Here is a 20377-nt window from a genome sequence, read left to right on the forward strand (position 1 = left end):
CAAAGGAAGCCACCGAAAAACAAGCAGCCTAACCGCTGTCTAACTCACCTTGGTACCGCTTGACTTGAAAAATTCCGTCTCGCCAGCTGATCTCTGTGGCGGGGGAGAGCACGGTGTTCTCTGCGCCGTCCATGAGCTGCGCCCATTGACTACGCGTCACCGGTACTGTCCCTATCTCGAAAGGTTCGAGTTGCACCTGCCACTGTCGTTGACGTCGGGCGTCGTGCATCTGTATCTGCCCAGCTGGGAGCAGCTGTAGCTCGAACATGACGGAGGTTTCTTCCTTGAGGATTTGTTGATCGATGCTTAGTGCGGAGGGTGCTCCGCGATGCAGAACAGATTTCCTTCAGGATCGGCCAGAGTAGTCCACTGGACGTGGTCAAACTCCTCGAGAACGTCCCATTTGAAGGTGGCGCCGAGCGCGAGAACGCGCTCCACCTCGCTCTGTCTGGATCCCCACGGGACAGTGAGGTCCAGATGAGAGTCCTGTTGTGACGGCCGATTGCCCTCTCTTGGCTGGAAAAACATGCCGAATCCTTCTGGCCCGCTCGGAGCAAGATAGGCAGTGCTGCCGTTAACGTCAGGGGCACCACCGGTCAGCGCTGCCCAAAAGCTCGACAAGGCGACCGGGTCATGTGCGTCCATGTTGATAGCGCCGAGGGTAATCAAAGATTTACTCATGATCGTGAGTCTAGATGATTATGAGCCGGCAGTCTTCATGAGCCTGGGCGCGGTGAAGTCAGAGTTGTCGACAACGAAAGAGGCCCGTTCCCAAGGACGTGCCGCCTGAAAGTAGAGCCGTTGTCCGCCCACGTAGCGGCGCATCGAGGGGTGTTCGGGATCGGCATGGCTACCGTCTCGACGGGCCATGCGAGCAGCGGTTTCGGTAAATGGGACATCAAGAAATATGGACGCATCCCAGTAGTCAGCTAGCTCCTCACGATGCAGGAACATGCCTTCCACCAAGGTCACAGCGTCCGCGGGGGATTGGAGCCGCGTTGGATGGATCGAAGCATCGCAGTCGTGATCGTAGGACGACGTCGAGTACCACCCGTCACCGGTTGAACCCAGTGGTAGGAGTACCTGCTCACGCAACGCAGCGTAGTTATAGCTGTCCTCCCAAAATCCCAGGGGCGAGGAACGGCCCTGAGCATGTCTGAGCTGTGATGGGTTCAAGAAGTCATCTGCGTGGATGACAATGACCGGCCGGTCCAGAATCAACGGTGCGAGCCTGGCCACGAAGGACGTCTTCCCGCTGCCATCGACGCCGTCAATGGCGACGAGCCGACGGCCAGATCCGATGGTGCCGAGAATCTCGGCTGCCAGCAAGCTCATCAACGGTTCCATACGGCCGTACTCTCACCCGAGCGGTCCAGGCGAAAGGCCGCCGTGACGTGCGGAAAGCTCAAAAGCCCGGTCTTGGCTGATGCCGCACTACTGCCAAGCTGATAGATGCGCGCCAAAACGTCATCACGATCGGGGCGCTCGTTCACGAATGACCACGAGCTGGCGAGGCCGAGGAGTTGTTCCACGGTCATGTCATAACTAAAGGGGAAGTCCTGACGTTCAAAACTGCCTCGGCTGGCCAACACACGAGGCACACTGCGAGTTTGATCGGCTGCCCTCCCGGCCGGCTCAACAATGGCCGCTAAGGCCTGCACCCACTCCTTGCTGCGGTCCCAGGTGTGCCACGCCAAGCCCATCATGCCCCGCTCACGGAGGACACGATCGCACTCGAGAACTGCCAGGGCAGGATTCACCCAATGCCATGCTTGAAGGCACATGATGGCGTCAACACTGTTCGCTTCTAAGGGGAGGTGTTCAGCCGATCCAAGGGCGGTGGAGATGCGAGCCGACATACTCGATGGAAGCTCCTCATTCACCTTTCGGAGCACGGCAAGCATGTCTTCGGAACTATCTACGGCAATGACCGTATGGCCAAGAGCTGCGGCGCTTCGAGTCCCAAGCCCGGTGCCAGCGCCCAGATCCAGAACCTGAAGATGGGTCGCGGGCAAAGGTGACCCCAAAAGCCAGGACAGAACGTCCTCAGGCCATGACGGGCGGACAGTATTGTGCAGAGTGGCTCCGTTAGCCACACCAAGGATCGGTCCGGGCGCCTGATTCATCCCTGGTGTGCTTCGCGCTGAAGAAGGTCGAGGTAGGCGCCTTTCACGAGTGCGGCTTCGTCGATTCCGAGGACCGACATGAGTCGGCGTGCCTCTGCAATCGCGGCTTCAGCGTCTAGCACGTCCCCTACGGTGACCTCTAGCTCGAGGAATTCGCCCAATCCTTCGACCCTGTCCAGGTGAATGGCTGTGTGCCCGGCACGGAACACAGTTCGCTGTTTGCGCACTCGTCCGGATTCGCCATAGGCCAACGACAGCACCTGCCGAAGGCCATCGGGATCGGCTGTTGCCGAGTGGACATAGAAGGATGGTTTAGGCCCTAGCTCATCGCTCCGGCGATAAAAGATCAGGACACCGTGGCCGTCGTCGAGTACTCGGAGTTTGAGGCGGCCGTTCGGACAGGTGAAAACAGTATCGTCCTGCGTGAGGTACTCAGGAGCCGCGTCGGATAGGGACGCGACACGTGGGTGTAGCTCGTCGAGGCTTCCTACTCGGGCCTTAATTTCAGTGTTCGTAGACATATTCTCGCTTAATCAAGTTCTCACCATCGGATGAGTTTCGCCGCACTCGACGATCGGAATCTCAGGTGTAGTCGGCGGCGATGGTGCGGGTTCTGCCGTCCATGGTGATGGTTCCACCGTGCGGCAGGATCCACTGAGGTCGAGTGTGTCCAAACGGGACACCTACGCAGACCACCGCGGCGGAGTTGTAGCGTGCGATTTGCTCGATGACGGTGTCTCGCTGAGCGGCCCGCAGCTGCGCACGCTCATCCGCGCCGGGGAGAGGCGAGTGCATTGTACTAACGGGTGGACGGGCGACGATCACACCAGCGACGACCTCCAGAACGCCGCGTTCGCCGAGGCCGCGCACCCACCGTTTCACCTTGTCGGCGGAGGGAGCCTCTTCGCTGGTCTCGAGCAGGAGAATCGCGCCCCTCAGTGACTCTGTCGGCGGCATGCGATCGGCCAGCGCTATCTGATCGATGACCTCGATGCGCCCGCCCCACGTTCGACCCTCGACGATAATCTCCGAGCCTGCCCAGGTCCACGGCTCGCTCGGTTCACGCACCCCAAATTCATTCAGAGCACGGGGGTTATCCCACGGCACGCCGAAATCCTCCGACTCGCCGGGGTCGGTGAGTTCGAGAACGCCGCCGTCCAGGAGCGCGGCACGCAGCGAGATGAGATGTATTTCGTCAAGATGCGGGCCGGGGCCGAGGTGAACCTGCGTGGAGCCGCCGTAAAAGCTGGGGACCCCGAGGTTCCAGAGCAGATTGTGCACGTTGCTGTTGTCACTGTAACCAAGGAAAGGCTTCGGGTTCGCAGCAAGAACCGTGCTATCGATGTGCGGGATGACGGTGATTTGATCGTCGCCGCCGAGGGTCGCTAAGACCGCCCGAATCGTTGGATCGGCAAAAGCTGCGGTCAGGTCATCCGCCCGCGCCTGAGCACTAGCGCCCAACAGTCGTGTTGTGGGGTACTCAACGGGTATGAGCCCCGTCAACTCCGTCAGGCGTTTGAGTGCCTGCTCGTGTACCGCCTCCGACACGGCAGGCGCCGCGAAGGCCGGTGAGAGTACGGCTACACGATCGCCGGGTCTGGCCTTCGGGACTTTAAGAAATGGCTGCGACGTCATTAGACCATTGAACCAGACCCACTTAACTGCAGGGAGCTGCGAGAAGAGACCGCGTGCCACAGCGGGATAAAGCCGCCGGGGACTGCCCTGATAAATCTTCGCGGCAGCTCGCAAAACCCTGTTGCGCAACCGCTAATCGGTGTTACTATCTACTGGTAGTCAATAACACCAAGTAGCCAAAGGGAGGGTTCCATGGGCAAGCAAAGAACGGAAATGCTCAAGGGGACACTTGAGGGCATCATCCTGGCAATTCTTGCGGTCAAGCCAGCGTACGGCTATGAAATTACGGCCAGGCTGCGAGATCAGGGTTTCACCGAGATTGTCGAGGGCACGGTCTATGCCCTGCTGGTCAGGATTGAACAGCGAGGTTTCGTGGACGTTGTGAAAGTCCCCTCAGAAAAGGGTCCGCCTCGGAAGGTGTATTCGCTCAACCCTCAAGGGAGCGACTACCTCGAAGAGTTCTGGAAGACGTGGAGCTTCCTCTCGGAACGCATTGACCATCTCCACGAGATCATCAAAAACCCCCAGAAAGAAGGACAGTGATCATGGCCGCGGAATGGATTGAAAAGCTCACCGGATCGTTCGAGGACAAGAAACGCTGGCGCCACTACAAGGCCCGCAAGGAATTGCTCCCCGCGAACTACCGAACCACCATCGACGGACTCGAGCGCTACTTCATGTACGCCGGGGCGATCGTCAAGGGCGATGTCCTGATGGCGATGTTTGAGGACCTCATCGATCTGATCGAACGGGCAGCCGCCGATGCAACTCCCATCCGGGAGATCGTCGGGGATGACCCCGTTGATTTCGCGGAAACCTTCATCGCGAATTACGCCAACGGTCAGTGGATGAAGAAGGAGCGCAAGCGCCTCACTGACACCATCGACGGCGCCGCAGACTAAGCCCCACGAATTAGAGAAAGAAACGCTCATGACAACAGATCAGTCCCTCGAACCCGCCATACGGGTCGAGGGCATCGAGAAGTCGTTCAAGGACCTGCACGTGCTGCGGGGCGTCGACTTCACCGTGAGAGCCGGGAGCATTTTTGCCCTCCTTGGCTCCAACGGAGCAGGCAAGACCACGCTGGTGCGGATCTTGTCGACCCTGCTCCACGCCGATGCCGGGGCAGCAACCGTCAACGGCTGCAACGTCGCCACACACCCGCACGAGGTACGGCAATCAATCAGCCTGACCGGGCAGTTTGCCGCCGTCGATGAGGTGCTCACGGGCCGGGAGAACTTGATCCTGATCGCACAACTGCGACACCTGAAGAATCCAGGACACATCGCCGACGAACTCTTGGCGCGGTTCTCCCTCGCCGAGGCAGGGAACCGCAAGGCTGGAAGTTATTCGGGTGGCATGCGCCGCCGGCTCGATATTGCGATGAGTTTGATTGGCACCCCTCCCATTATTTTTCTCGACGAACCCACCACCGGGCTCGATCCACAGGCCCGCATCGAGGTGTGGCAGACCGTCAAGGAACTGGCCCAGGGTGGGACCACGGTTCTCCTCACCACGCAGTACCTGGATGAGGCCGAGTATCTGGCGGACCGCATAGCCATCCTGCACGAGGGCACGATCATCCAAAACGGCACACTCGCCGAACTCAAGCAACTCCTTCCGCCCGCCAAGGTGGAGTATGTCGAGAAGCAGCCCTCGCTAGAAGAGGTCTTCCTCGCTCTCGTTTCCGACAAGGACAACTCCGACGGCGGATCAGACTCGCGCGGCGAAGGTTCAGTCCGCGCAGGAAAGGACTTGCCATGAGCTCCCATGCCTTAGGGGACACCGCAGTTCTCACCGGCCGTTCGCTGCGCCATATTCTGCGCAGTCCGGACACCATCATCACCACGGCCGTCACGCCGATCGCACTCATGCTGCTCTTTGTCCACGTGTTTGGAGGAGCAATCAACACCGGCTCCGCGGAATCGTATGTCAACTACATGCTCCCAGGAATCTTGCTGATCACCATCGCATCCGGCGTCGCCTATACCGCCTACCGCTTATTTTTAGACTTACAGGGCGGCATCTTCGAACGCTTCCAATCCATGCCCATCGCCCGCTCGAGCGTCCTCTGGGCACATGCGCTGACCTCACTGGCTGCGAATGTGGTCTCGGTGGCGATCGTCATCGGCGTCGCGCTCATCATGGGCTTTCGTACCGGCGCCTCTTTAGCGCTCTGGCTCGCGGTGGCCGGCATCCTGGTCCTCTTCACCCTGGCGCTGACGTGGATTGCGGTGATTGCCGGGCTTTCCGCCAAGACGGTCGATGGTGCAAGTGCCTTCAGTTACCCGCTGATCTTCCTACCGTTCATCAGCTCGGCCTTTGTGCCGACGGCGTCCATGCCGGGACCGGTCGCGTGGTTCGCCGAAAACCAGCCGGTGACTGCCATCGTCGACACCCTCCGGGCCATGTTCGCCCAGCAACCCGTCGGCAGCGGAATCTGGATCGCCCTGGCCTGGCTCGTGGGCATCTTGGCTGTGGCCTACGTCTTTGCCAATAGCAGCTACCGCAGAAAAATCAGCTAGGTAGCCCGTCACTTCACCATTAAGTACGACGCCGGACCGTCACCAAGGCGCCTCACCTCAGGTTTTCGCGGGGCAGTTTGGGGGAGTCCGGTGTCGGCCTTTAAGATTGGCTAAATGGTGCCAATCACGCGTCGATCCCGTTCGCTGTCTCTCAGCAAGCCAGAGCTTGCCCTTATCGCTATCACGGCACTCTGGGGTGGGACGTATCTTGTCATCCACGTGGCCATGCTGCACAGCGGACCCATGTTTTTCGTCGGTTTGCGCTTTGCCGTCGCCGGATTGCTGGCCGCCCTGATGTTCGGGCGCTCCTTGCGCGGGATGACCCGTGCAGACCTTGGCGCCGGTGCCGTCATTGGTGTCATGATCTTCTTTGGCTACGGATTACAGACCGTGGGCCTGCAAACCATCAGTAGCAGCACCTCCGCGTTCCTGACAGCCCTCTTCGTTCCGATAGTGCCGTTCCTGCAATGGGCGGTTTTCCGGAAGCGGCCCCACCTCATGGCCTTTGTGGGTGCTGGGCTGGCCTTTGCCGGACTCGTGCTGCTGGCCGGACCGAGCGCCCTGGCTCTTGGGCTGGGAACGGGCGAGCTCGTCACCTTGCTGAGCACAGTCGCGATTGCCGCCGAAATTGTGCTGATCAGCTTGTTTTCGACCAAGGTTCATCTGGGCCGCGTGACAGTGATCCAGCTCCTGGTCTGCAGCATCCTCGCGTTCTTGACCATGCCGGTCGTGGGCGAATCCATCCCAGCATTCTCCTGGGTGTGGCTTGTGGGCGGCGTTGGATTGGGCGTAGCGAGCTGCGTCATTCAACTGACCATGAATTGGGCGCAAAAGTCGGTTGACCCCACCCGCGCTACCATCATTTACACCGGTGAGCCCGTTTGGGCCGGAGTCATCGGGCGGATTGCGGGAGACCGGTTGCCGGGTTTGGCGCTCGTCGGAGCGGTTCTGATTGTTGTGAGTGTTCTGGTCAGCGAACTCAAGCCGCTGGGACGGAAGCCGGCCGGGAATGCCAGTTTCGCCGTCGAACTTCCAAGCGCCGGGCAGGGCGCCGAGGATACGCGGGCGTAGGAGAAGGACCGCCCGTCAATCCATCTCACTCATATCGATCCCGGTCACGGGAACTCCCGCTCGTTCATAGCTCAGCAGGACGGCACCTTGGGGGAACGCCTGCGGAGCTTGCGCGAGGGTGAACGCCGCGGGCATGCCAGTTCCGTCGGCGAAGAGGCGTTTTCCCGAGCCGAGCGCCAGGGGATAGAGGTAGAGATTAAGGCGGTCGGCGAGCTCGGCTTCTAGCAGGGAGCGAGTCAAGGCGCCGCTGCCGATGACGTGGATATCGCTAAATTGCTCTCGCAGTGCGGCCACCTGGTTCATGGTTGACAGTGCTGTGGTGCCTGCCCAGGCTGGATCGTGCGGGGAACGCGACACCACGAACTTCGGCATCGCATTGAATTTCGCGGCAATCAAGTTTCGATCTCCGAGGGCCGGCCAGTAGCCGGCAAAAATGTCGTACGTTATTCGACCCAACAGGAGCGCATCCATCTGCTCAATGCCTGCGCTAATGGCTTCACCCTATTCCGCGTCGCCGTAGCTGCCTTGCCAGCCGCCCAAGGCGAAGTCTCCGCTGGAGTCTTCCTCTGGCCCGCCCGGCCCTTAGTACACGCCGTCGAGAGTTATGAATAAGTCCACGGAAATGGTGCCTATGGTGCGCTCCTTCAGGCACGTAGATGCCGCCCGTTTCCCGAGTCTACGCTTGGCGACAGCTACGAGATAGCCTCCTTTGTGCCTGAGAGAGTCCGCCAAGAGGGGGTTCTGTCTTGTGGCAGGCTCCCTAGTGTTTTTGCCCCAGCAAAGAACGACGGCGCGCCCCGCACCCGCCGCTTCCGTACGTCGACCCGCCAGATAATGCCGCTATAGATTTTTTTAGCGGCATTATCTGGCGGGTCAACGCAGAGGGAGCCGTGTCCGACGCCGACCACCCCACTTTTTGCGCCCAGCCCGCCTCAATCCCACCACCACACCGCACCATCAACACCCACGACTCCTGTCACTGACCCGCGCGGAGACTTTTTCGGGTAATTCCCCGCCACGCCCCTTGACGCATCTTTTTACTCGCGTTGTTCTTCCCGAACTGGTTTGAGGCTCACGGGCGTCATATGGCCTGCAGTTGTGGGGAACTCGCAGGTGAATTCACCGTCGTATCCGAAGAGGAACCCAAAATAAGGGTTGTGGACCTGCATCCGGACGGTGTAGACGCCGCGGGCATCGTCGTAACTTTCATAGAGGTCAGCGGTACCTGTGCCAATGGCCGGAAAGTTGAAGGCCACGGGGCCCTCAAAGAAGCGCTGGCCGGTGGTTTGCAGATGCAAGGATCCATCATCGAGAACCTCCAACACCAAGTCCGTGGCCAGATGCTGATGAGTTCCGAGGTAGTCGACGATGGCTCCACGTATCTTGCTGTGCACCATGGTGGCGTCGAAGCGCCGTTTCTTGCCACCGGGCAGCTGGAGGGTTCTGACGAAGGTGACAGTTTTTCGGCCATATCCATCGAGGTAGGGATAGTTCTCGATCGTGAACGGGATATTGGTGCCCTGTTCGGGGAAGAGAATATTGCGGAAGGCCCCGAGGCGCAGGAAGGGTACGGTCCACCAAGCCCCGCGGCGGACCGAGGAAAAGACGCCCGTCCCGACACAGGCGTACGCTGCGTCAACGTCTACGCCGAAACGTTTTTGCATCATGGGATGCAGGCGCTGAAAGTCTTCTCCAAGTTGAACTTCAAAGATCGACGCCATCTCTATGTCCTGTCCTCTTGATCGCCGGTGGCGGATACGACCTGATCTGGCGCGGGCAAATCGGCGAGGGCTGAGGGTACCCGTGCCGATAGTGCATCGGGTGCCCGGCGTAGGCATCGTCGTGCTTGTGGGACCCCGTCATGGGGCTTGGCGAACAAGGACATGGCAATGGCTGCCATTCCCATCGTGGCCAGGAGGGGGTGCCGTATGGATTGCGCCCGTCGCAGGAGTCCGAATCCTGTCAGGGCACCGGCGGCCCTGCTCCCAACATCTATGAACCAGCGATTTCGAGACACCGTGGGATCCACGTCGGACTCGGCCCACAGACGCATCCGGTCGAAACTCAGGGCGGTGGCCCAGCCCAGCGCAGGACGGATGACTGATGTGTCGAGAAGTTTTCCAACCAGACTCATGCCGGGCACATAGTTGTACCCCGTGATGAACCGGACTCCATGATCCGTGGGGATGTAGCGCCAATAGCCCGCACCAGGGCCGATAGGGGAGAGGGGGTCGCTCGTGGTGAATTTAAGAACGGAACTGGCCTGACCATCTGCACGCTGGCGGTGCCCCAGCGAGGTACCGGTACCTCTAATAGTGTGCAGTGGCAGCCGAAACTCGTAGCGAAAGCGCAGCTGACCTTGTTCGTCTTCTGCGATAGGAACAATGCGGGAGAATCTGAGGTCCCACCGTGGGTGCTGTTGCGGATTCTGGCTGAGCTCCCACACCCGTTCCATGGAGGCTTTGATGTGCGTCTCGATGTAAAGCGGTTTGCCGGCTTGTGTGCGCTGTTCCCGATTGTTCCCCATGGCGTTACTTTATCCCGAGGAACCCACCTCACGTAACAGGGCGCATCGGCGACAGGTGGGGGAGTGGGTTGTGTGGATTGGCCGGCCTACGAGTATTATCCGCAATCAGTGATCCGGTTGGTGGTTGGCCAGTCGCGGCATGGCCAATGCAAGAACCTTTGGCGACGTGTCGTTCCATGTTGCCACGTCATAAATCCATGGCTACCGGCTTCGCCGCAGTGCCTTGACAAGTTCACCATGGTGGAGATAGCAGCGCGTTGTCTCGTCCCAGAAGGGTGCACCGGCACGGGCGGCGAACAGTCAGTCGTTGGGGTGAGCTGGTGCGGAGCTCGGTGACTTCGCCGTTGACAAGCCCGTGGGACGCCACCCAGCGTTGGCAAGGAGAGTTGCTCAATGGGTTTGATGAAGGTCCACCTGGAGTTCATTCGTCCAAATCAGACGGAACAGCGCGGGAGGACCGACCGTATGTCCAGCTGCGCAGGCGACGTTTCGCAGATCAAGCGGACCATCGTGCAATATCCGGAAATATTTGGGCATCAACTGCATCGTGAATGATTGTAGGCGGCAAGCACGTGCAAATTGGCAGCAAGGTCCGGGGGAGTGCCCCAACTATCTTGTAACCCCAGCATACGGTTCGGACGTTCCGAGTCGTGCTGGCAAAGACGTCGCGGTCATGGGCATTGATGTGGTCGTCCGGGCGGACATCAATTACCTTGGACGAACCGACGGAAACTTTCACGAAGTAGTCGGGGACGTGAGAGGAAGGGGTCCGTTGAGTTCAAAATCGAGCCGGAACGGCTGTGAAGCGACGCCAATGATCGTCGGGTCCCGGTCAAGGGAGATCAGCCGGTCGCGTTCGAGCCAAGGCTCATAACCGACTTGCCGGGCATTGCTTGCACACCAGAGCAGGCCGGTGAAATTCTTCTGGCCGTCATAGGATGGCAATGCGCGAACGGGTGCGAAGTCATGGAAAGGTAACGACTAGGCTTGCGTCAAGGGCTGAACGCTGAGCCCGTCGGCGCCGTACTCGCGCGACGCCACATGGCACACGTTGTGACCGAGTGATGGATCAAGTACAGCTGCTGACATCGAGGGCGTCATGCCTCAACTTTACGATTCAGGTGCCGGTGGTCCATGTGTAGTGAGACAGATCTTGCTAATGGTCCATGTGTAGTGAGATTGGGCCACTTTAGATGAGACAGGACAACAACTAGGGACAACGAGACAGTTTCGAGAGGGGCAAATTCACTTTACTTGACATAATGTAGATTATCGGCGCATTTGAAACATTGGCCACTAAGGGGATTAGCGCCCAGAAATCGCTGGGCAAGACCCTGTAACGACAAGCCTTCGGATCCGTGCAGTCAACGTCTCACACAACAGATGACACCAGAGGATCTGCCGTGTCTGCGTGGAGAAATCGCCTCAGGACATCAATCCATTGTCCGGGCTGATCTAGATGAGCGTCATGACTGGCATTGTTCAGATCGGCTCGCAACGTTTCTGGCCTATGGGCAAGGAATGCTGTTTTCTGTTCTTGGGAGAACATTCCGTTGTCTGCGTAAACCACCAGCGTCCGGGCCTGGACACTCAGCCATGCGTCCCATCGAGGATTCATGACGCTTCTGATGCTGGATTTCATGATGTCAGCATCGAATCGTGGCCACAGTCCATCAGGACGACGTTCCATGGCGGCCACCCAGGCCCAAGCTATGGGTGAATCCCCTAGGTACTTTTTCGCTTCAGCAACGTCTTTAGAAGGCACTGGCCAACTGGCGAAATAGGCTTCCAATTTTGAGGCATCCTCAGGGTTTCCTGAACCTGCATCCGCTTCCAACAAAACGAGCGAATCCACTAAATCCGGGCGTATCGCCGCCGCCAGCATGGCCGTATGTGCCCCATGGACTGACCAACTAGATGCACCCGATCATCAGGACTGACATGCTCAATCAGTGCAATTACGTCATCAACATAAGCGTCCCTAGAAAGATCTGACGGCCAACGCATGCTCTGGCCATGCCCACGCTGGTCCAAGGCCGCAACACAGAAATCGGCCGATAACGCCTCAATCGTGGGCACAAACTCCCCCGAATCCCCCGCCAAACCATGCAAAATGACGACGATCTGGCCAGAACCAGCCATCACATACGACAGCTCAGTCTCATCTCGCCGCAGCGAATATCTCAGTGGAGGCACTAGGCTCCCACGTACGACGCTAAATACTGGCCCGTCAGTGTCTCTTGGCCAGCCACCAGCTGGGCCGGCGTTCCCTCGAAAACGATCGTTCCGCCGTCGTGCCCGGCGCCAGGACCAATATCAATGAGCCAGTCGGCATGCGCCATGACAGCCTGGTGATGTTCGATCACAACGACCGTTTTTCCCGACTCCACGAGCCGATCCAGCAGTCCCAGGAGCTTCTCGACGTCGGCCAGATGCAGGCCGGTGGTGGGCTCGTCGAGGACATAAATGCCGCCCTTCTCCCCCAAATGTGTGGCAAGTTTGATGCGTTGGCGTTCCCCTCCGGACAAGGTTGTCAGGGGCTGGCCCAGTGTCAGGTAACCCAGCCCGACGTCGGAGAGGCGGCTCAGGATCTTGTGGGCGGCGGGCAGCTTGCCCTCACCTTCGCGGAAGAATTCCTCAGCATTGTCCACCGACATCGATAGGACTTCGCTGATGTTCTTGCCGCCCAAATGGTATTCGAGGACTGCGGCCTGGAACCGTCGACCCTCACATTCCTCACACACCGTGGAGACACCGGCCATCATGCCCAGATCGGTGTAGATGACGCCGGCGCCGTTACAGGTGGGGCACGCACCTTCAGAATTGGCGCTGAACAGGGCAGGCTTCACGCCGTTAACCTTGGCGAACGCCTTGCGAATGGGCTCCAACAAACCCGTGTAGGTTGCCGGATTGCTGCGTCGTGAACCACGGATCGCACCCTGATCGACTGTCACCACGCCTTCACGTCCGGAGACCGAACCATGAATGAGTGAACTCTTGCCCGATCCAGCCACGCCGGTAATGACGCTCAGGACGCCCAAGGGAATATCGACGTCGACGTTCTTGAGGTTGTTGGCGTGGGCGCCGCGGATTTCAAGGACTCCGGAACCTTTACGAGGCGCTGCTTTCAGGGAGATCCGGTCATCAAGGTGGTGACCGGTCAAGGTGTTACTGGCACGCAAGTCCTCAACGGTCCCCTCAAATACCACCTCTCCCCCGAGCGTTCCGGCCCTCGGCCCCAGATCAACCACGTGATCTGCAATGGCGATGGCCTCCGGCTTATGTTCCACGACAAGAACAGTATTGCCCTTGTCGCGCAGCTGCAGCAGAAGCCTGTTCATCCGGGCAATGTCATGCGGGTGCAGGCCGATGGTCGGTTCGTCGAAGACATAGGTGATATCGGTCAGTGATGAGCCCAGGTGGCGGATCATCTTGGTGCGCTGCGCCTCGCCACCGGAAAGCGTGCCGGAGGGGCGGTCCAGGGAAAGGTAGCCCAGTCCAATGTCCACGAAAGAGTCAAGGCTCTCCCCCAGCGACTTCAATAGCGGTGCCACGGATGGTTCATCAAGGCCACGAACCCAGTCCGCCAAGTCACTGATCTGCATGGAGCAGGCGTCGGCAATGCTGACGCCGTCGATCTTGGAATTGCGGGCGTGCTCGGCAAGCCTGGTCCCGTTGCATTCCGGGCAGGTCGTAAAGACGACGGCGCGTTCCACGAAGGCGCGGATGTGCGGTTGCAGGGCGTCGACGTCCTTGGCCAGCATCGACTTTTGCATCTTGACGATGACACCCTCGTAGGTGAGGTTGATGCCGTCAACCTTGATCTTGGTGGCCTCCTTATGCAGCAGATCGTGCAGTTCTTTCTTCGTGAACTTGCCCAGCTTCTTGTCCATATCAAAGAAGCCGGAACCGGCGAAGATCCGGCCGTACCAGCCGTCCATGCTGTACCCCGGGACGGTGAGGGCGCCTTCGGAAAGTGACTTCTCGGCGTCGAACAGGGCCTCCAAGTTGAAGTCATTGACCCTACCCATGCCTTCACAGCGCGGGCACATGCCGCCGGTGATAGAGAAGCTGCGGCGTTCCTTGATCTTTTCGCCGCCCTTCTCAATGGTGACGGCGCCGGCGCCAGAGATCGACGCGACGTTGAAGGAGTACGCCTGTGGGGATCCAATGTGGGGTTGGGCCAGGCGGCTAAAGACGATGCGCAACATGGCGTTGGCGTCGGTTACGGTGCCCACGGTGGAGCGGGGATTGGCTCCCATGCGCTCCTGGTCGACTAAAATCGCTGTCGTCAGCCCCTCGAGAACATCGACGTCCGGGCGGGCCAAGGTTGGCATGAAGCCCTGGACGAAAGCACTGTAGGTTTCGTTGATCATCCGCTGCGACTCCGCAGCAATGGTGCCAAACACGAGGGAGCTTTTGCCGGAACCTGAGACGCCGGTGAAGACCGTGAGGCGGCGTTTGGGGATATCAACGCTGATGTCCTTGAGGTTGTTAACCTTGGCTCCCCGAACCCGAATCAGCTCGTGACGATCGGCAGCATGAGGTGTATTCAAGGAGGTGCCTGCGTTCGAGGGCATCGTCTCTCAATTCTGTATGACGGCGTTAGCTGTTCCGGGCAAGGATGCCAAGGTTCGACCTTAACTGTATCCGGGGGCCACGACACTCTCCGGGAACGCAGCTGCGATGCAGGCGCGAAATTCTTACATTGCGACGATTCACGGGGTCACGGCTGGGTTCTCCGACGTCGACGGCCACGGATACATCGACATGATGTTCGTGGCCCCCGACTGCCTACGGCGCGGAGTGGCCCATCACTTGCTCCACCATATTGAAGACGTGGCCCATTCAGAAGGAATGAGTGAGCTGACAGCCAACGTCAGCATCACGGCACGTCCCTTCTTTGAGCACCATGGATTCACCGTTCAGGCCGAGCAACATCCGATGATGCTTGGCGTACAACTGACCAACTACAGAATGAAAAAGAACTTACACGGCGATAGAAAATGAAAACAATCAGTCAGCCGTTGGCCTTGGTAAATAGAATTCACTCAGGATAGGCGTCTAATGCTGTCGCAATTGCTTCAAATTTCATCCCGATGGAAAATTTGAGGAATCAATAATTCTTGACTGAAAGTACATCGAGTAGTTAATTCAAAATATTGCAAGTTGCACTCAACTTTCCTTTCGATCAAATCCGCCCACTTCCCCAGCAATTCATGTCAGCGCTCTAAGATTCTGCAACTCGGGGCACGTCACTGACGGCAAGGACTCTGCCGAGCGAGATTTGCCCTCCTTGGTTTCCATAAAACCAAGGCGATTCTCAATTTTCCTAGGAATCTTGCGACCAAAAACATCTAAAAATCGATAAAACGACGGGGATTGTTGTGAACGTCACCAATTTCGTTCTTGATGATTGAAAATTGCTCCTGATTGATTCCCTGAAATCAATCAAGAATGTCAATATGCACAATTCTGTAACGTATAATTGAAAGACCATCTCAATTAGGTGGGTAAGAACTTGCCGAAGGGAGTTGGCGCGTGAAGGCCAACAGGCTGCTATCTCCCCATGATCCTTCTGGAGAGGATCATCTAGAAGATCAGGCAAACAGTCCGAACCCACCATTCGGCTCCCGCCTACGGCTAGAATCCGATGTCGAGTTCATTCATCGGCCTGGGGATGAACTACCTGCAGACGGCAATGACGCAGCAACACGGATCAGGAAGCGATCTGTCCTCGCATGGTTGAGACGTGGAGTGCTCGTGGCGACAGCCCTACTGGTGGTGTGCCTTCTGATCCCGGTCAGCTACGTCTGGGTCACTCCCCCACGCACGTCCTTTATGCTTCAGAATAACGGTCCGGTTGTGTATCAGTACGTCTCCCTCGACCATGTCAGCCGATACATGATCGCCTCCACAATCGCTCATGAAGATCAGTTACTGGGCGCACGCAAGGGCGCCTTCGATTACGACGATTTCAAGAATCGCATTCAAGCATTTGCTGATGGAGAAGCAGACCCTAGCGGTTCAACGATCCCCCAGCAGCTCGCCAAGAACATTTTCTTCTCGGCAGACCAAAACGCCGTCAGAAAAGGCCTAGAAGCCGTCGTCGCCACCGAGTTCAGCTATACCCTCAGCGATCAGCGGATCATGGAGCTCTACCTCAACTACGCTCAGTTTGGTCCCACAATTTATGGAATCTGCGCGGCCACGTGGTACTACTTCAACACGCCACCGTCGGCCATGACGGAGTATCAAGCCGCACAGCTCGCAGGAATATTGCCTTTCCCGGCCACCGTGGCGCGGGACGTCAACGGTGGCATCCGAGCAACCCCAGAAATTCTCCGGGAAGCTAACGAACGCGTCCCGTGGCTGATAGCCGGCCTCGGCGGCTGGGAAGCGGCTGTGGCTACCATTGGAATTCACGATTCAGCCTCTGACCATGCCTCCACTAGGGGCGCGTCTAACGGCTGCTCAACGATGCCGAAAGACGTCGCGAAACTCTTGGCAGGCAAATAACCGTTTCCGGAGAGAGCTCAATGTGTCAGGCAACTACGGTGATCATTGAGCTGACTTGAAGCCGCGACTTAGGAGCCGCTGGTCCAAGGCCAACGTGGAGCGGGCCACGAGCCGGACGGCATGACGCCGTTGGAAACCACACGCGATCCTGCTGCACCACGATCAGCAGACCGTCGTGGTTACCCATAGATGCGAAGGTACTCGAGCAATCGTAGAAATGGGGAATGGCTAACTCCTCGGACAGCACCCTTACGGTGTCCAAGACGTCTGCCACACCAAACCCCACTTCGCTGATCGACAGCATACGAGGACTATCGACGGCGGGATCACCATCCGTCATATCGGCGTCGCGAGCGATAAATTCAAGCACAATGTCCTCTGGACCGAAGAAGTATAGGGAACGCGACTTCCACTCATCCGATCCCAGAATTATTTCTGTTCCTTCCGCCGTCAGCAGCTCAACACGACGAGCAAGCCACTTGTGTGCAAGCTCAAATTCCTGTGGCAAGATTCCGAAGGCAAGGTGATGGGCACCTTCAAAGCTGTCCCCCGATGCCAGGGACAGCCGACTGAAACCTACCGTGACTTCCGCTCCCGAGGAGGTCACCTCAACAGGAAACTGCAAAACGTCGCGATAGAACCGGACCGCTTGTCCCAGGTCGCGGACCGTGAGGGATACGTTGAAGATTTTCATACTTACCAAGCCTTTTCTGTGAGGTTTCTTCTGCGTGATCATCTTTCGCGTCACATGATTCGTGAGCCGAGGCTTCCGACCATCAGGCTCTGGATCGATTCGTGAGGGCGCAAGGTTTTGGGAACTTGCCGTGACCGGTCTTCGCTGCGGTTTAGTTTGCGCAATAACCGCAACTTTCGGCGGTGCTCACCTGCCACCTCGGCTTCTGGCGCGGGGGCCACGCTAGGAACCCGATCGTCGGCTACTTCGCAATCGTCACAGATCAAAATGGCAGTCATGTTAGTCCTTGAACTCGAGGGGCGTTGCCACCATAGAACTAGCTAAAGCTAACTTGAGGTCAAGCTCGCGACATGCAAGCATGAGTCCATGACGACGTCGGAGTCCAAGAGCCTTCTGCCCATTGGAGAAATCGCGAGCAGAGCGGGGCTGTCGGTACCCACCATCCGGTACTACGAATCGCGAAATCTCATCACTTCGGAACGCACATCCGGTAATAAGCGGCTCTTTCGCCGCTACACCTTGCGACGGCTAGCCATCATCGCCGCGGGGCAAAGGGTCGGTCTCACACTGACAGAGATCGCTGAGGCACTCGCCGAGCTCCCTTCCGATCGGGCACCCAGCCAAGATCAATGGCACCAGCTGAGCACGCACTGGGCGCTCATGGTGGCGCGGCGAATCCGCCAGCTAGAAAAACTTCAAGGCTCACTCGACGAATGCATCGGCTGCGGCTGTCTCTCCCTCAAGAAATGCCACCTCTTCAATCCCCATGACGAAGCAGCCCTCGAAGGCCCCGGGTCACGCTGGATCAGAAAGAGCATGGAGTACGACGGCGAGAGCCCCAAGAGCTAATCGGAAGCTAAGTCTCTACTCTGCTCAGGTGACGACTTAGAGCTGCTCCGCCTTGGCGTCATAGCCAAACGGCAACAAGTCACCGGCGGAGACACTCACAAGGTCCTGGCCCGTTGTCATGATGACTCGGATCTTCGGGTAATGATCGGCAAGTATTTGCCGATCGCGTCCACAAGGATTCTTCACTCCTCGACCATGATTTCCCACGGCCACAATGTGTGTCAGCTCCGTTGCGCCGGCAGCACGCGCTGCACCCAACGCGACTAATTCCGCACAAGGGCCGCCCGTGAAATGAAAGAGATTTACGCCAGCAAACATGCGTCCATCTGCTGCCCTGACGGCCGCACCCATCGTGTGGATACCATCTTCGTTCGGGCCAGCGTCTGTCGTGGCATCGATAGTATTTCTCGCAAAATCCACCAACGCGTTTTCTATGTCGGACAAGGCTAGGGCCGAGGGCGGAAACAAATTCGTCATATCGCGATCATAGGTGCCAGTTCAATGCCCCATGAAATACGGCCGACACCTTGCAGGGCACATCATCCCCTACGGCCACGAACAGCTGCCACGGCCCCAGCAAATCGTTCGTTGAATTCGTCAAGCTCCTCCGCTTCGGCACCGGTAGCCACATAGTATCGCCGTTCCAACTCCGCGCCACCCCTCCGAAACCGCTCAAGGGCAGGGATGTCACTGATAATCACAAGAGGATTACTTGATACCAACTGCAGCTCGGCCCGTACCCCTACAGCCAGGCGTCCCCGATCGTCCGTGTCAATATTCGCGCGGAATCGGACGTGGCGCCGTCAAGGCAAACCTCCCAACGGCCCAACCTAGTAGCAAGACGTCGGCCCACCCATGGCGTCAGAACGACGTAGATGAACTCAGATACGGACCACAAGCGGTCGGCTGTCCGCACAAGGATCCTCCACCCGACAAAACACGCTCGGACCCATGTCATTTCAAACGTCATCCTCACGGCCTTGGGATGCTCGTAGGCGGAACCAGCTGCAGAACAGCAATGACAACTGATACTGACGGGCTAGTGTCATATCGACTTACGGTGATGTAGTGATCCATGTTGGGACTCGCGGGCTGTCGAAACCGGAAACGTTGGCTTGAATTTGATCCACGTTTGTCCGTTCCATAAGGGGCCACGATGAGGGTACGAAATCGGACACGGTGCCAAGATCCAAGGAAACACACCACTCCCCTGCAGAATCATCCTTGGGCAGGACGCTTCACTGTTCCCCGACTGAAATTCTAGAAGAATGAACCCTGTTCACTTGCTGACCCTTTCTGTCGGCGTTTTCTGGTTGCTTCACGCCTCCCTGCGGGTTCACAGCAGGAAGGAGGCAAAGTACACCGCTTGGCTACTGCTGGCGGGCCTCCCTGTCATGGCAATCGCCTTTTCCTGGCGGGAATGGCTACTGAGGATCCTGACCATTCCGGATCCTCATCAGGACGAGTGGGCGGCGGGATGGTAGAGGCGATGCTCTTTGTTGAATGTGTCCTCCTGTGGGCCGTTGCGGGCTTGGCCGAGACTATTCTCCTCCTCATCACATCCTCGATGCGGGATCAATCCAGCACCAAAGATGCCGTGATTCTTGGCCGGTGCTAACGACATCGTCAGACCCGTTTCAACTTCCAACAGCGAGAAGATCACCGACTCCACATGTCCCACTTCTAAGGAACTTGGACACTCCTCTGATGGGAATTCCCTGCCAATGTGTGGAGCGCAACGATAAATATCATCCCCTAGTACCCGCAAGCCGAACCTCTGGACAGTCGCCGACCTGCTGGTGGTGTCAGCTTATCGGGCCCGGATCTGATGCCAAGCGAGCATGCGTATGCCTATCGTGCCATCCGTCAGCATGGTGCAACTGTTGACGCTTCACACCTTCCTCGGGGTATCCGCTCTTTTGGGCGACCCTGCATGAAGCAGGATTGTTAACGGAGTGTGCAAGCTCGAGTCTGTGGAAACCTGCACTTCCGAAGGCCCATGCAGATAATTCGTTTAGGGCCTTAGGTGCCACATTGGCGCCGCGGCCTTCAGGGAGAATCCAGTAAGAAAGTTCACCGGAACCGTTGTCCAGATCGATGCGTCGCAAACTGAACTGTCCAATCGCTTCCCCACCGCGAGTTATTGCCCAGCCTGCACCGGACTCGTCTTGCCAGCGGGCGGTCCAGTGAAGCACCCATTCCTGGGCGTCATCGATGGTCATGGTCTTTCCATGCCATTGCATGATTGCCGGGTCTTGGTAGGCCTGAACCAGTACCGGAACGTCAGTGAGGTCCCAGGGCCGGAGCACCAAATCATGGACTTCTAGGACGGGTTGTTTCCGCCGAGCAAAGTCGCCGGACGGTATTGCTGGCTCATTCAACTTCAGGATCGTCCAATCTCATCACTACAACATCATGACGGGGCATTCAG

Annotated in this window: 23 protein-coding genes; 8 read left to right on the top strand and 15 right to left on the bottom strand. The window is 58.1% G+C overall.

The annotated features are described in order from the left end of the window. Nucleotides 1-28 precede the first annotated feature (28 nt). From CVS30_RS14685 to CVS30_RS14710, 6 genes are all read right to left on the bottom strand, one after another. On the bottom strand, nt 29-268 hold the full coding sequence (locus CVS30_RS14685) for an SUMF1/EgtB/PvdO family nonheme iron enzyme (RefSeq protein WP_110486245.1): 240 nt from the start codon (nt 266-268) through the stop codon (nt 29-31). A 38-nt stretch (nt 269-306) separates the two neighbouring features. Continuing rightward, the gene (locus CVS30_RS14690; RefSeq protein ID WP_110486247.1) at nt 307-681 is read right to left on the bottom strand and encodes a VOC family protein; all 375 of its coding nucleotides are present in this window, start codon (nt 679-681) and stop codon (nt 307-309) included. A gap of 18 nt (nt 682-699) precedes the next feature. Continuing rightward, nucleotides 700-1335 (bottom strand): nucleoside/nucleotide kinase family protein, encoded by a 636-nt coding sequence (locus tag CVS30_RS14695; protein ID WP_245934628.1) that lies wholly within the window; start codon nt 1333-1335, stop codon nt 700-702. After that, nucleotides 1335-2126: a class I SAM-dependent methyltransferase gene (locus CVS30_RS14700; RefSeq protein ID WP_110486251.1), complete on the bottom strand. Its 792-nt coding sequence runs from the start codon at nt 2124-2126 to the stop codon at nt 1335-1337. The genes CVS30_RS14695 and CVS30_RS14700 overlap by 1 nt, the downstream gene beginning before the upstream one ends. Beyond that, the gene (locus CVS30_RS14705) at nt 2123-2647 is read right to left on the bottom strand and encodes a class IV adenylate cyclase (RefSeq protein ID WP_110486253.1); all 525 of its coding nucleotides are present in this window, start codon (nt 2645-2647) and stop codon (nt 2123-2125) included. Before CVS30_RS14705 ends, CVS30_RS14700 begins: the two co-directional genes overlap by 4 nt. 61 nt (nt 2648-2708) lie before the next feature. After that, the gene (locus tag CVS30_RS14710) at nt 2709-3761 is read right to left on the bottom strand and encodes a S66 family peptidase (RefSeq protein ID WP_110486255.1); all 1053 of its coding nucleotides are present in this window, start codon (nt 3759-3761) and stop codon (nt 2709-2711) included. A 192-nt stretch (nt 3762-3953) separates the two neighbouring features. Between CVS30_RS14710 and CVS30_RS14715 the strand changes: the two genes are divergently transcribed. The 5 genes from CVS30_RS14715 (at nt 3954) to CVS30_RS14735 (ending at nt 7357) form a co-directional block, all read left to right on the top strand. Next, complete coding sequence (locus tag CVS30_RS14715; RefSeq protein WP_110486257.1) at nt 3954-4304, top strand: PadR family transcriptional regulator; 351 nt, start codon at nt 3954-3956, stop codon at nt 4302-4304. A gap of 2 nt (nt 4305-4306) precedes the next feature. Continuing rightward, the gene (locus CVS30_RS14720) at nt 4307-4663 is read left to right on the top strand and encodes a DUF1048 domain-containing protein (protein ID WP_110486367.1); all 357 of its coding nucleotides are present in this window, start codon (nt 4307-4309) and stop codon (nt 4661-4663) included. A 28-nt stretch (nt 4664-4691) separates the two neighbouring features. Then, complete coding sequence (locus tag CVS30_RS14725) at nt 4692-5525, top strand: ABC transporter ATP-binding protein (protein ID WP_110486259.1); 834 nt, start codon at nt 4692-4694, stop codon at nt 5523-5525. Continuing rightward, a complete protein-coding gene (locus CVS30_RS14730; RefSeq protein ID WP_110486261.1) occupies nt 5522-6286 on the top strand; it encodes an ABC transporter permease in 765 nt (254 codons plus the stop codon). Before CVS30_RS14725 ends, CVS30_RS14730 begins: the two co-directional genes overlap by 4 nt. A gap of 114 nt (nt 6287-6400) precedes the next feature. Further along, nucleotides 6401-7357 carry a DMT family transporter gene (locus tag CVS30_RS14735; RefSeq protein WP_110486263.1) on the top strand — a complete coding sequence of 319 codons (957 nt, stop codon included), beginning with the start codon at nt 6401-6403 and terminating at the stop codon, nt 7355-7357. Nucleotides 7358-7372: 15 nt separating this feature from the next. On the opposite strand, the gene CVS30_RS14740 is transcribed toward CVS30_RS14735, so the two are convergent. From CVS30_RS14740 to CVS30_RS14765, 6 genes are all read right to left on the bottom strand, one after another. Continuing rightward, nucleotides 7373-7828, bottom strand: coding sequence for a dihydrofolate reductase family protein (locus tag CVS30_RS14740; protein ID WP_306418782.1), 456 nt, complete (start codon nt 7826-7828; stop codon nt 7373-7375). Nucleotides 7829-8394: 566 nt separating this feature from the next. Then, nucleotides 8395-9078 carry a DUF4166 domain-containing protein gene (locus CVS30_RS14745; RefSeq protein ID WP_110486265.1) on the bottom strand — a complete coding sequence of 228 codons (684 nt, stop codon included), beginning with the start codon at nt 9076-9078 and terminating at the stop codon, nt 8395-8397. 2 nt (nt 9079-9080) lie between these two features. Beyond that, on the bottom strand, nt 9081-9884 hold the full coding sequence (locus tag CVS30_RS14750) for a hypothetical protein (RefSeq protein ID WP_110486267.1): 804 nt from the start codon (nt 9882-9884) through the stop codon (nt 9081-9083). 1372 nt (nt 9885-11256) lie between these two features. Then, on the bottom strand, nt 11257-11769 hold the full coding sequence (locus CVS30_RS14755; protein ID WP_146233415.1) for an alpha/beta fold hydrolase: 513 nt from the start codon (nt 11767-11769) through the stop codon (nt 11257-11259). Further along, nucleotides 11739-12026, bottom strand: a complete 288-nt coding sequence (locus CVS30_RS18590) for an alpha/beta fold hydrolase (RefSeq protein WP_110486270.1) — start codon at nt 12024-12026, stop codon at nt 11739-11741. Before CVS30_RS18590 ends, CVS30_RS14755 begins: the two co-directional genes overlap by 31 nt. 53 nt (nt 12027-12079) lie before the next feature. Next, nucleotides 12080-14464 (bottom strand): ATP-binding cassette domain-containing protein, encoded by a 2385-nt coding sequence (locus CVS30_RS14765; protein ID WP_110486272.1) that lies wholly within the window; start codon nt 14462-14464, stop codon nt 12080-12082. A 106-nt stretch (nt 14465-14570) separates the two neighbouring features. Between CVS30_RS14765 and CVS30_RS14770 the strand changes: the two genes are divergently transcribed. Both CVS30_RS14770 and CVS30_RS14775 read left to right on the top strand, forming a co-directional pair. After that, a complete protein-coding gene (locus CVS30_RS14770; protein ID WP_110486274.1) occupies nt 14571-14894 on the top strand; it encodes a GNAT family N-acetyltransferase in 324 nt (107 codons plus the stop codon). A 753-nt stretch (nt 14895-15647) separates the two neighbouring features. Beyond that, nucleotides 15648-16403, top strand: coding sequence for a transglycosylase domain-containing protein (locus CVS30_RS14775; RefSeq protein ID WP_245934629.1), 756 nt, complete (start codon nt 15648-15650; stop codon nt 16401-16403). A 25-nt stretch (nt 16404-16428) separates the two neighbouring features. Here CVS30_RS14775 and CVS30_RS14780 read toward each other — a convergent pair whose 3' ends face one another. Then, nucleotides 16429-17097: a VOC family protein gene (locus tag CVS30_RS14780; RefSeq protein ID WP_110486276.1), complete on the bottom strand. Its 669-nt coding sequence runs from the start codon at nt 17095-17097 to the stop codon at nt 16429-16431. A gap of 366 nt (nt 17098-17463) precedes the next feature. Here CVS30_RS14780 and soxR point away from each other — a divergent pair, with 366 nt between their 5' ends. Then, the gene (gene soxR / locus CVS30_RS14785) at nt 17464-17946 is read left to right on the top strand and encodes a redox-sensitive transcriptional activator SoxR (protein WP_110486278.1); all 483 of its coding nucleotides are present in this window, start codon (nt 17464-17466) and stop codon (nt 17944-17946) included. 36 nt (nt 17947-17982) lie between these two features. On the opposite strand, the gene CVS30_RS14790 is transcribed toward soxR, so the two are convergent. Beyond that, complete coding sequence (locus CVS30_RS14790) at nt 17983-18423, bottom strand: cytidine deaminase family protein (protein WP_110486280.1); 441 nt, start codon at nt 18421-18423, stop codon at nt 17983-17985. Between the two features lie 1328 nt (nt 18424-19751). After that, the gene (locus CVS30_RS14800; protein ID WP_245934630.1) at nt 19752-20327 is read right to left on the bottom strand and encodes a GNAT family N-acetyltransferase; all 576 of its coding nucleotides are present in this window, start codon (nt 20325-20327) and stop codon (nt 19752-19754) included. Between the last annotated feature and the right edge of the window lie 50 nt (nt 20328-20377).

Source organism: Arthrobacter psychrolactophilus (assembly GCF_003219795.1).
Lineage (GTDB): Bacteria > Actinomycetota > Actinomycetes > Actinomycetales > Micrococcaceae > Specibacter > Specibacter psychrolactophilus.

What these genes read in the sequence shown, in the direction of transcription:
- CVS30_RS14685 (WP_110486245.1), bottom strand. Translation starts at nt 268, where the DNA reads ATGTTCGAGCTACAGCTGCTCCCAGCTGGGCAGATACAGATGCACGAC.
- CVS30_RS14690 (WP_110486247.1), bottom strand. Translation starts at nt 681, where the DNA reads ATGAGTAAATCTTTGATTACCCTCGGCGCTATCAACATGGACGCACAT.
- CVS30_RS14695 (WP_245934628.1), bottom strand. Translation starts at nt 1,335, where the DNA reads ATGAGCTTGCTGGCAGCCGAGATTCTCGGCACCATCGGATCTGGCCGT.
- CVS30_RS14700 (WP_110486251.1), bottom strand. Translation starts at nt 2,126, where the DNA reads ATGAATCAGGCGCCCGGACCGATCCTTGGTGTGGCTAACGGAGCCACT.
- CVS30_RS14705 (WP_110486253.1), bottom strand. Translation starts at nt 2,647, where the DNA reads ATGTCTACGAACACTGAAATTAAGGCCCGAGTAGGAAGCCTCGACGAG.
- CVS30_RS14710 (WP_110486255.1), bottom strand. Translation starts at nt 3,761, where the DNA reads ATGACGTCGCAGCCATTTCTTAAAGTCCCGAAGGCCAGACCCGGCGAT.
- CVS30_RS14715 (WP_110486257.1), top strand. Translation starts at nt 3,954, where the DNA reads ATGGGCAAGCAAAGAACGGAAATGCTCAAGGGGACACTTGAGGGCATC.
- CVS30_RS14720 (WP_110486367.1), top strand. Translation starts at nt 4,307, where the DNA reads ATGGCCGCGGAATGGATTGAAAAGCTCACCGGATCGTTCGAGGACAAG.
- CVS30_RS14725 (WP_110486259.1), top strand. Translation starts at nt 4,692, where the DNA reads ATGACAACAGATCAGTCCCTCGAACCCGCCATACGGGTCGAGGGCATC.
- CVS30_RS14730 (WP_110486261.1), top strand. Translation starts at nt 5,522, where the DNA reads ATGAGCTCCCATGCCTTAGGGGACACCGCAGTTCTCACCGGCCGTTCG.
- CVS30_RS14735 (WP_110486263.1), top strand. Translation starts at nt 6,401, where the DNA reads ATGGTGCCAATCACGCGTCGATCCCGTTCGCTGTCTCTCAGCAAGCCA.
- CVS30_RS14740 (WP_306418782.1), bottom strand. Translation starts at nt 7,828, where the DNA reads ATGGATGCGCTCCTGTTGGGTCGAATAACGTACGACATTTTTGCCGGC.
- CVS30_RS14745 (WP_110486265.1), bottom strand. Translation starts at nt 9,078, where the DNA reads ATGGCGTCGATCTTTGAAGTTCAACTTGGAGAAGACTTTCAGCGCCTG.
- CVS30_RS14750 (WP_110486267.1), bottom strand. Translation starts at nt 9,884, where the DNA reads ATGGGGAACAATCGGGAACAGCGCACACAAGCCGGCAAACCGCTTTAC.
- CVS30_RS14755 (WP_146233415.1), bottom strand. Translation starts at nt 11,769, where the DNA reads ATGCTGGCGGCGGCGATACGCCCGGATTTAGTGGATTCGCTCGTTTTG.
- CVS30_RS18590 (WP_110486270.1), bottom strand. Translation starts at nt 12,026, where the DNA reads ATGGCTGGTTCTGGCCAGATCGTCGTCATTTTGCATGGTTTGGCGGGG.
- CVS30_RS14765 (WP_110486272.1), bottom strand. Translation starts at nt 14,464, where the DNA reads ATGCCCTCGAACGCAGGCACCTCCTTGAATACACCTCATGCTGCCGAT.
- CVS30_RS14770 (WP_110486274.1), top strand. Translation starts at nt 14,571, where the DNA reads ATGCAGGCGCGAAATTCTTACATTGCGACGATTCACGGGGTCACGGCT.
- CVS30_RS14780 (WP_110486276.1), bottom strand. Translation starts at nt 17,097, where the DNA reads ATGAAAATCTTCAACGTATCCCTCACGGTCCGCGACCTGGGACAAGCG.
- soxR (WP_110486278.1), top strand. Translation starts at nt 17,464, where the DNA reads ATGACGACGTCGGAGTCCAAGAGCCTTCTGCCCATTGGAGAAATCGCG.
- CVS30_RS14790 (WP_110486280.1), bottom strand. Translation starts at nt 18,423, where the DNA reads ATGACGAATTTGTTTCCGCCCTCGGCCCTAGCCTTGTCCGACATAGAA.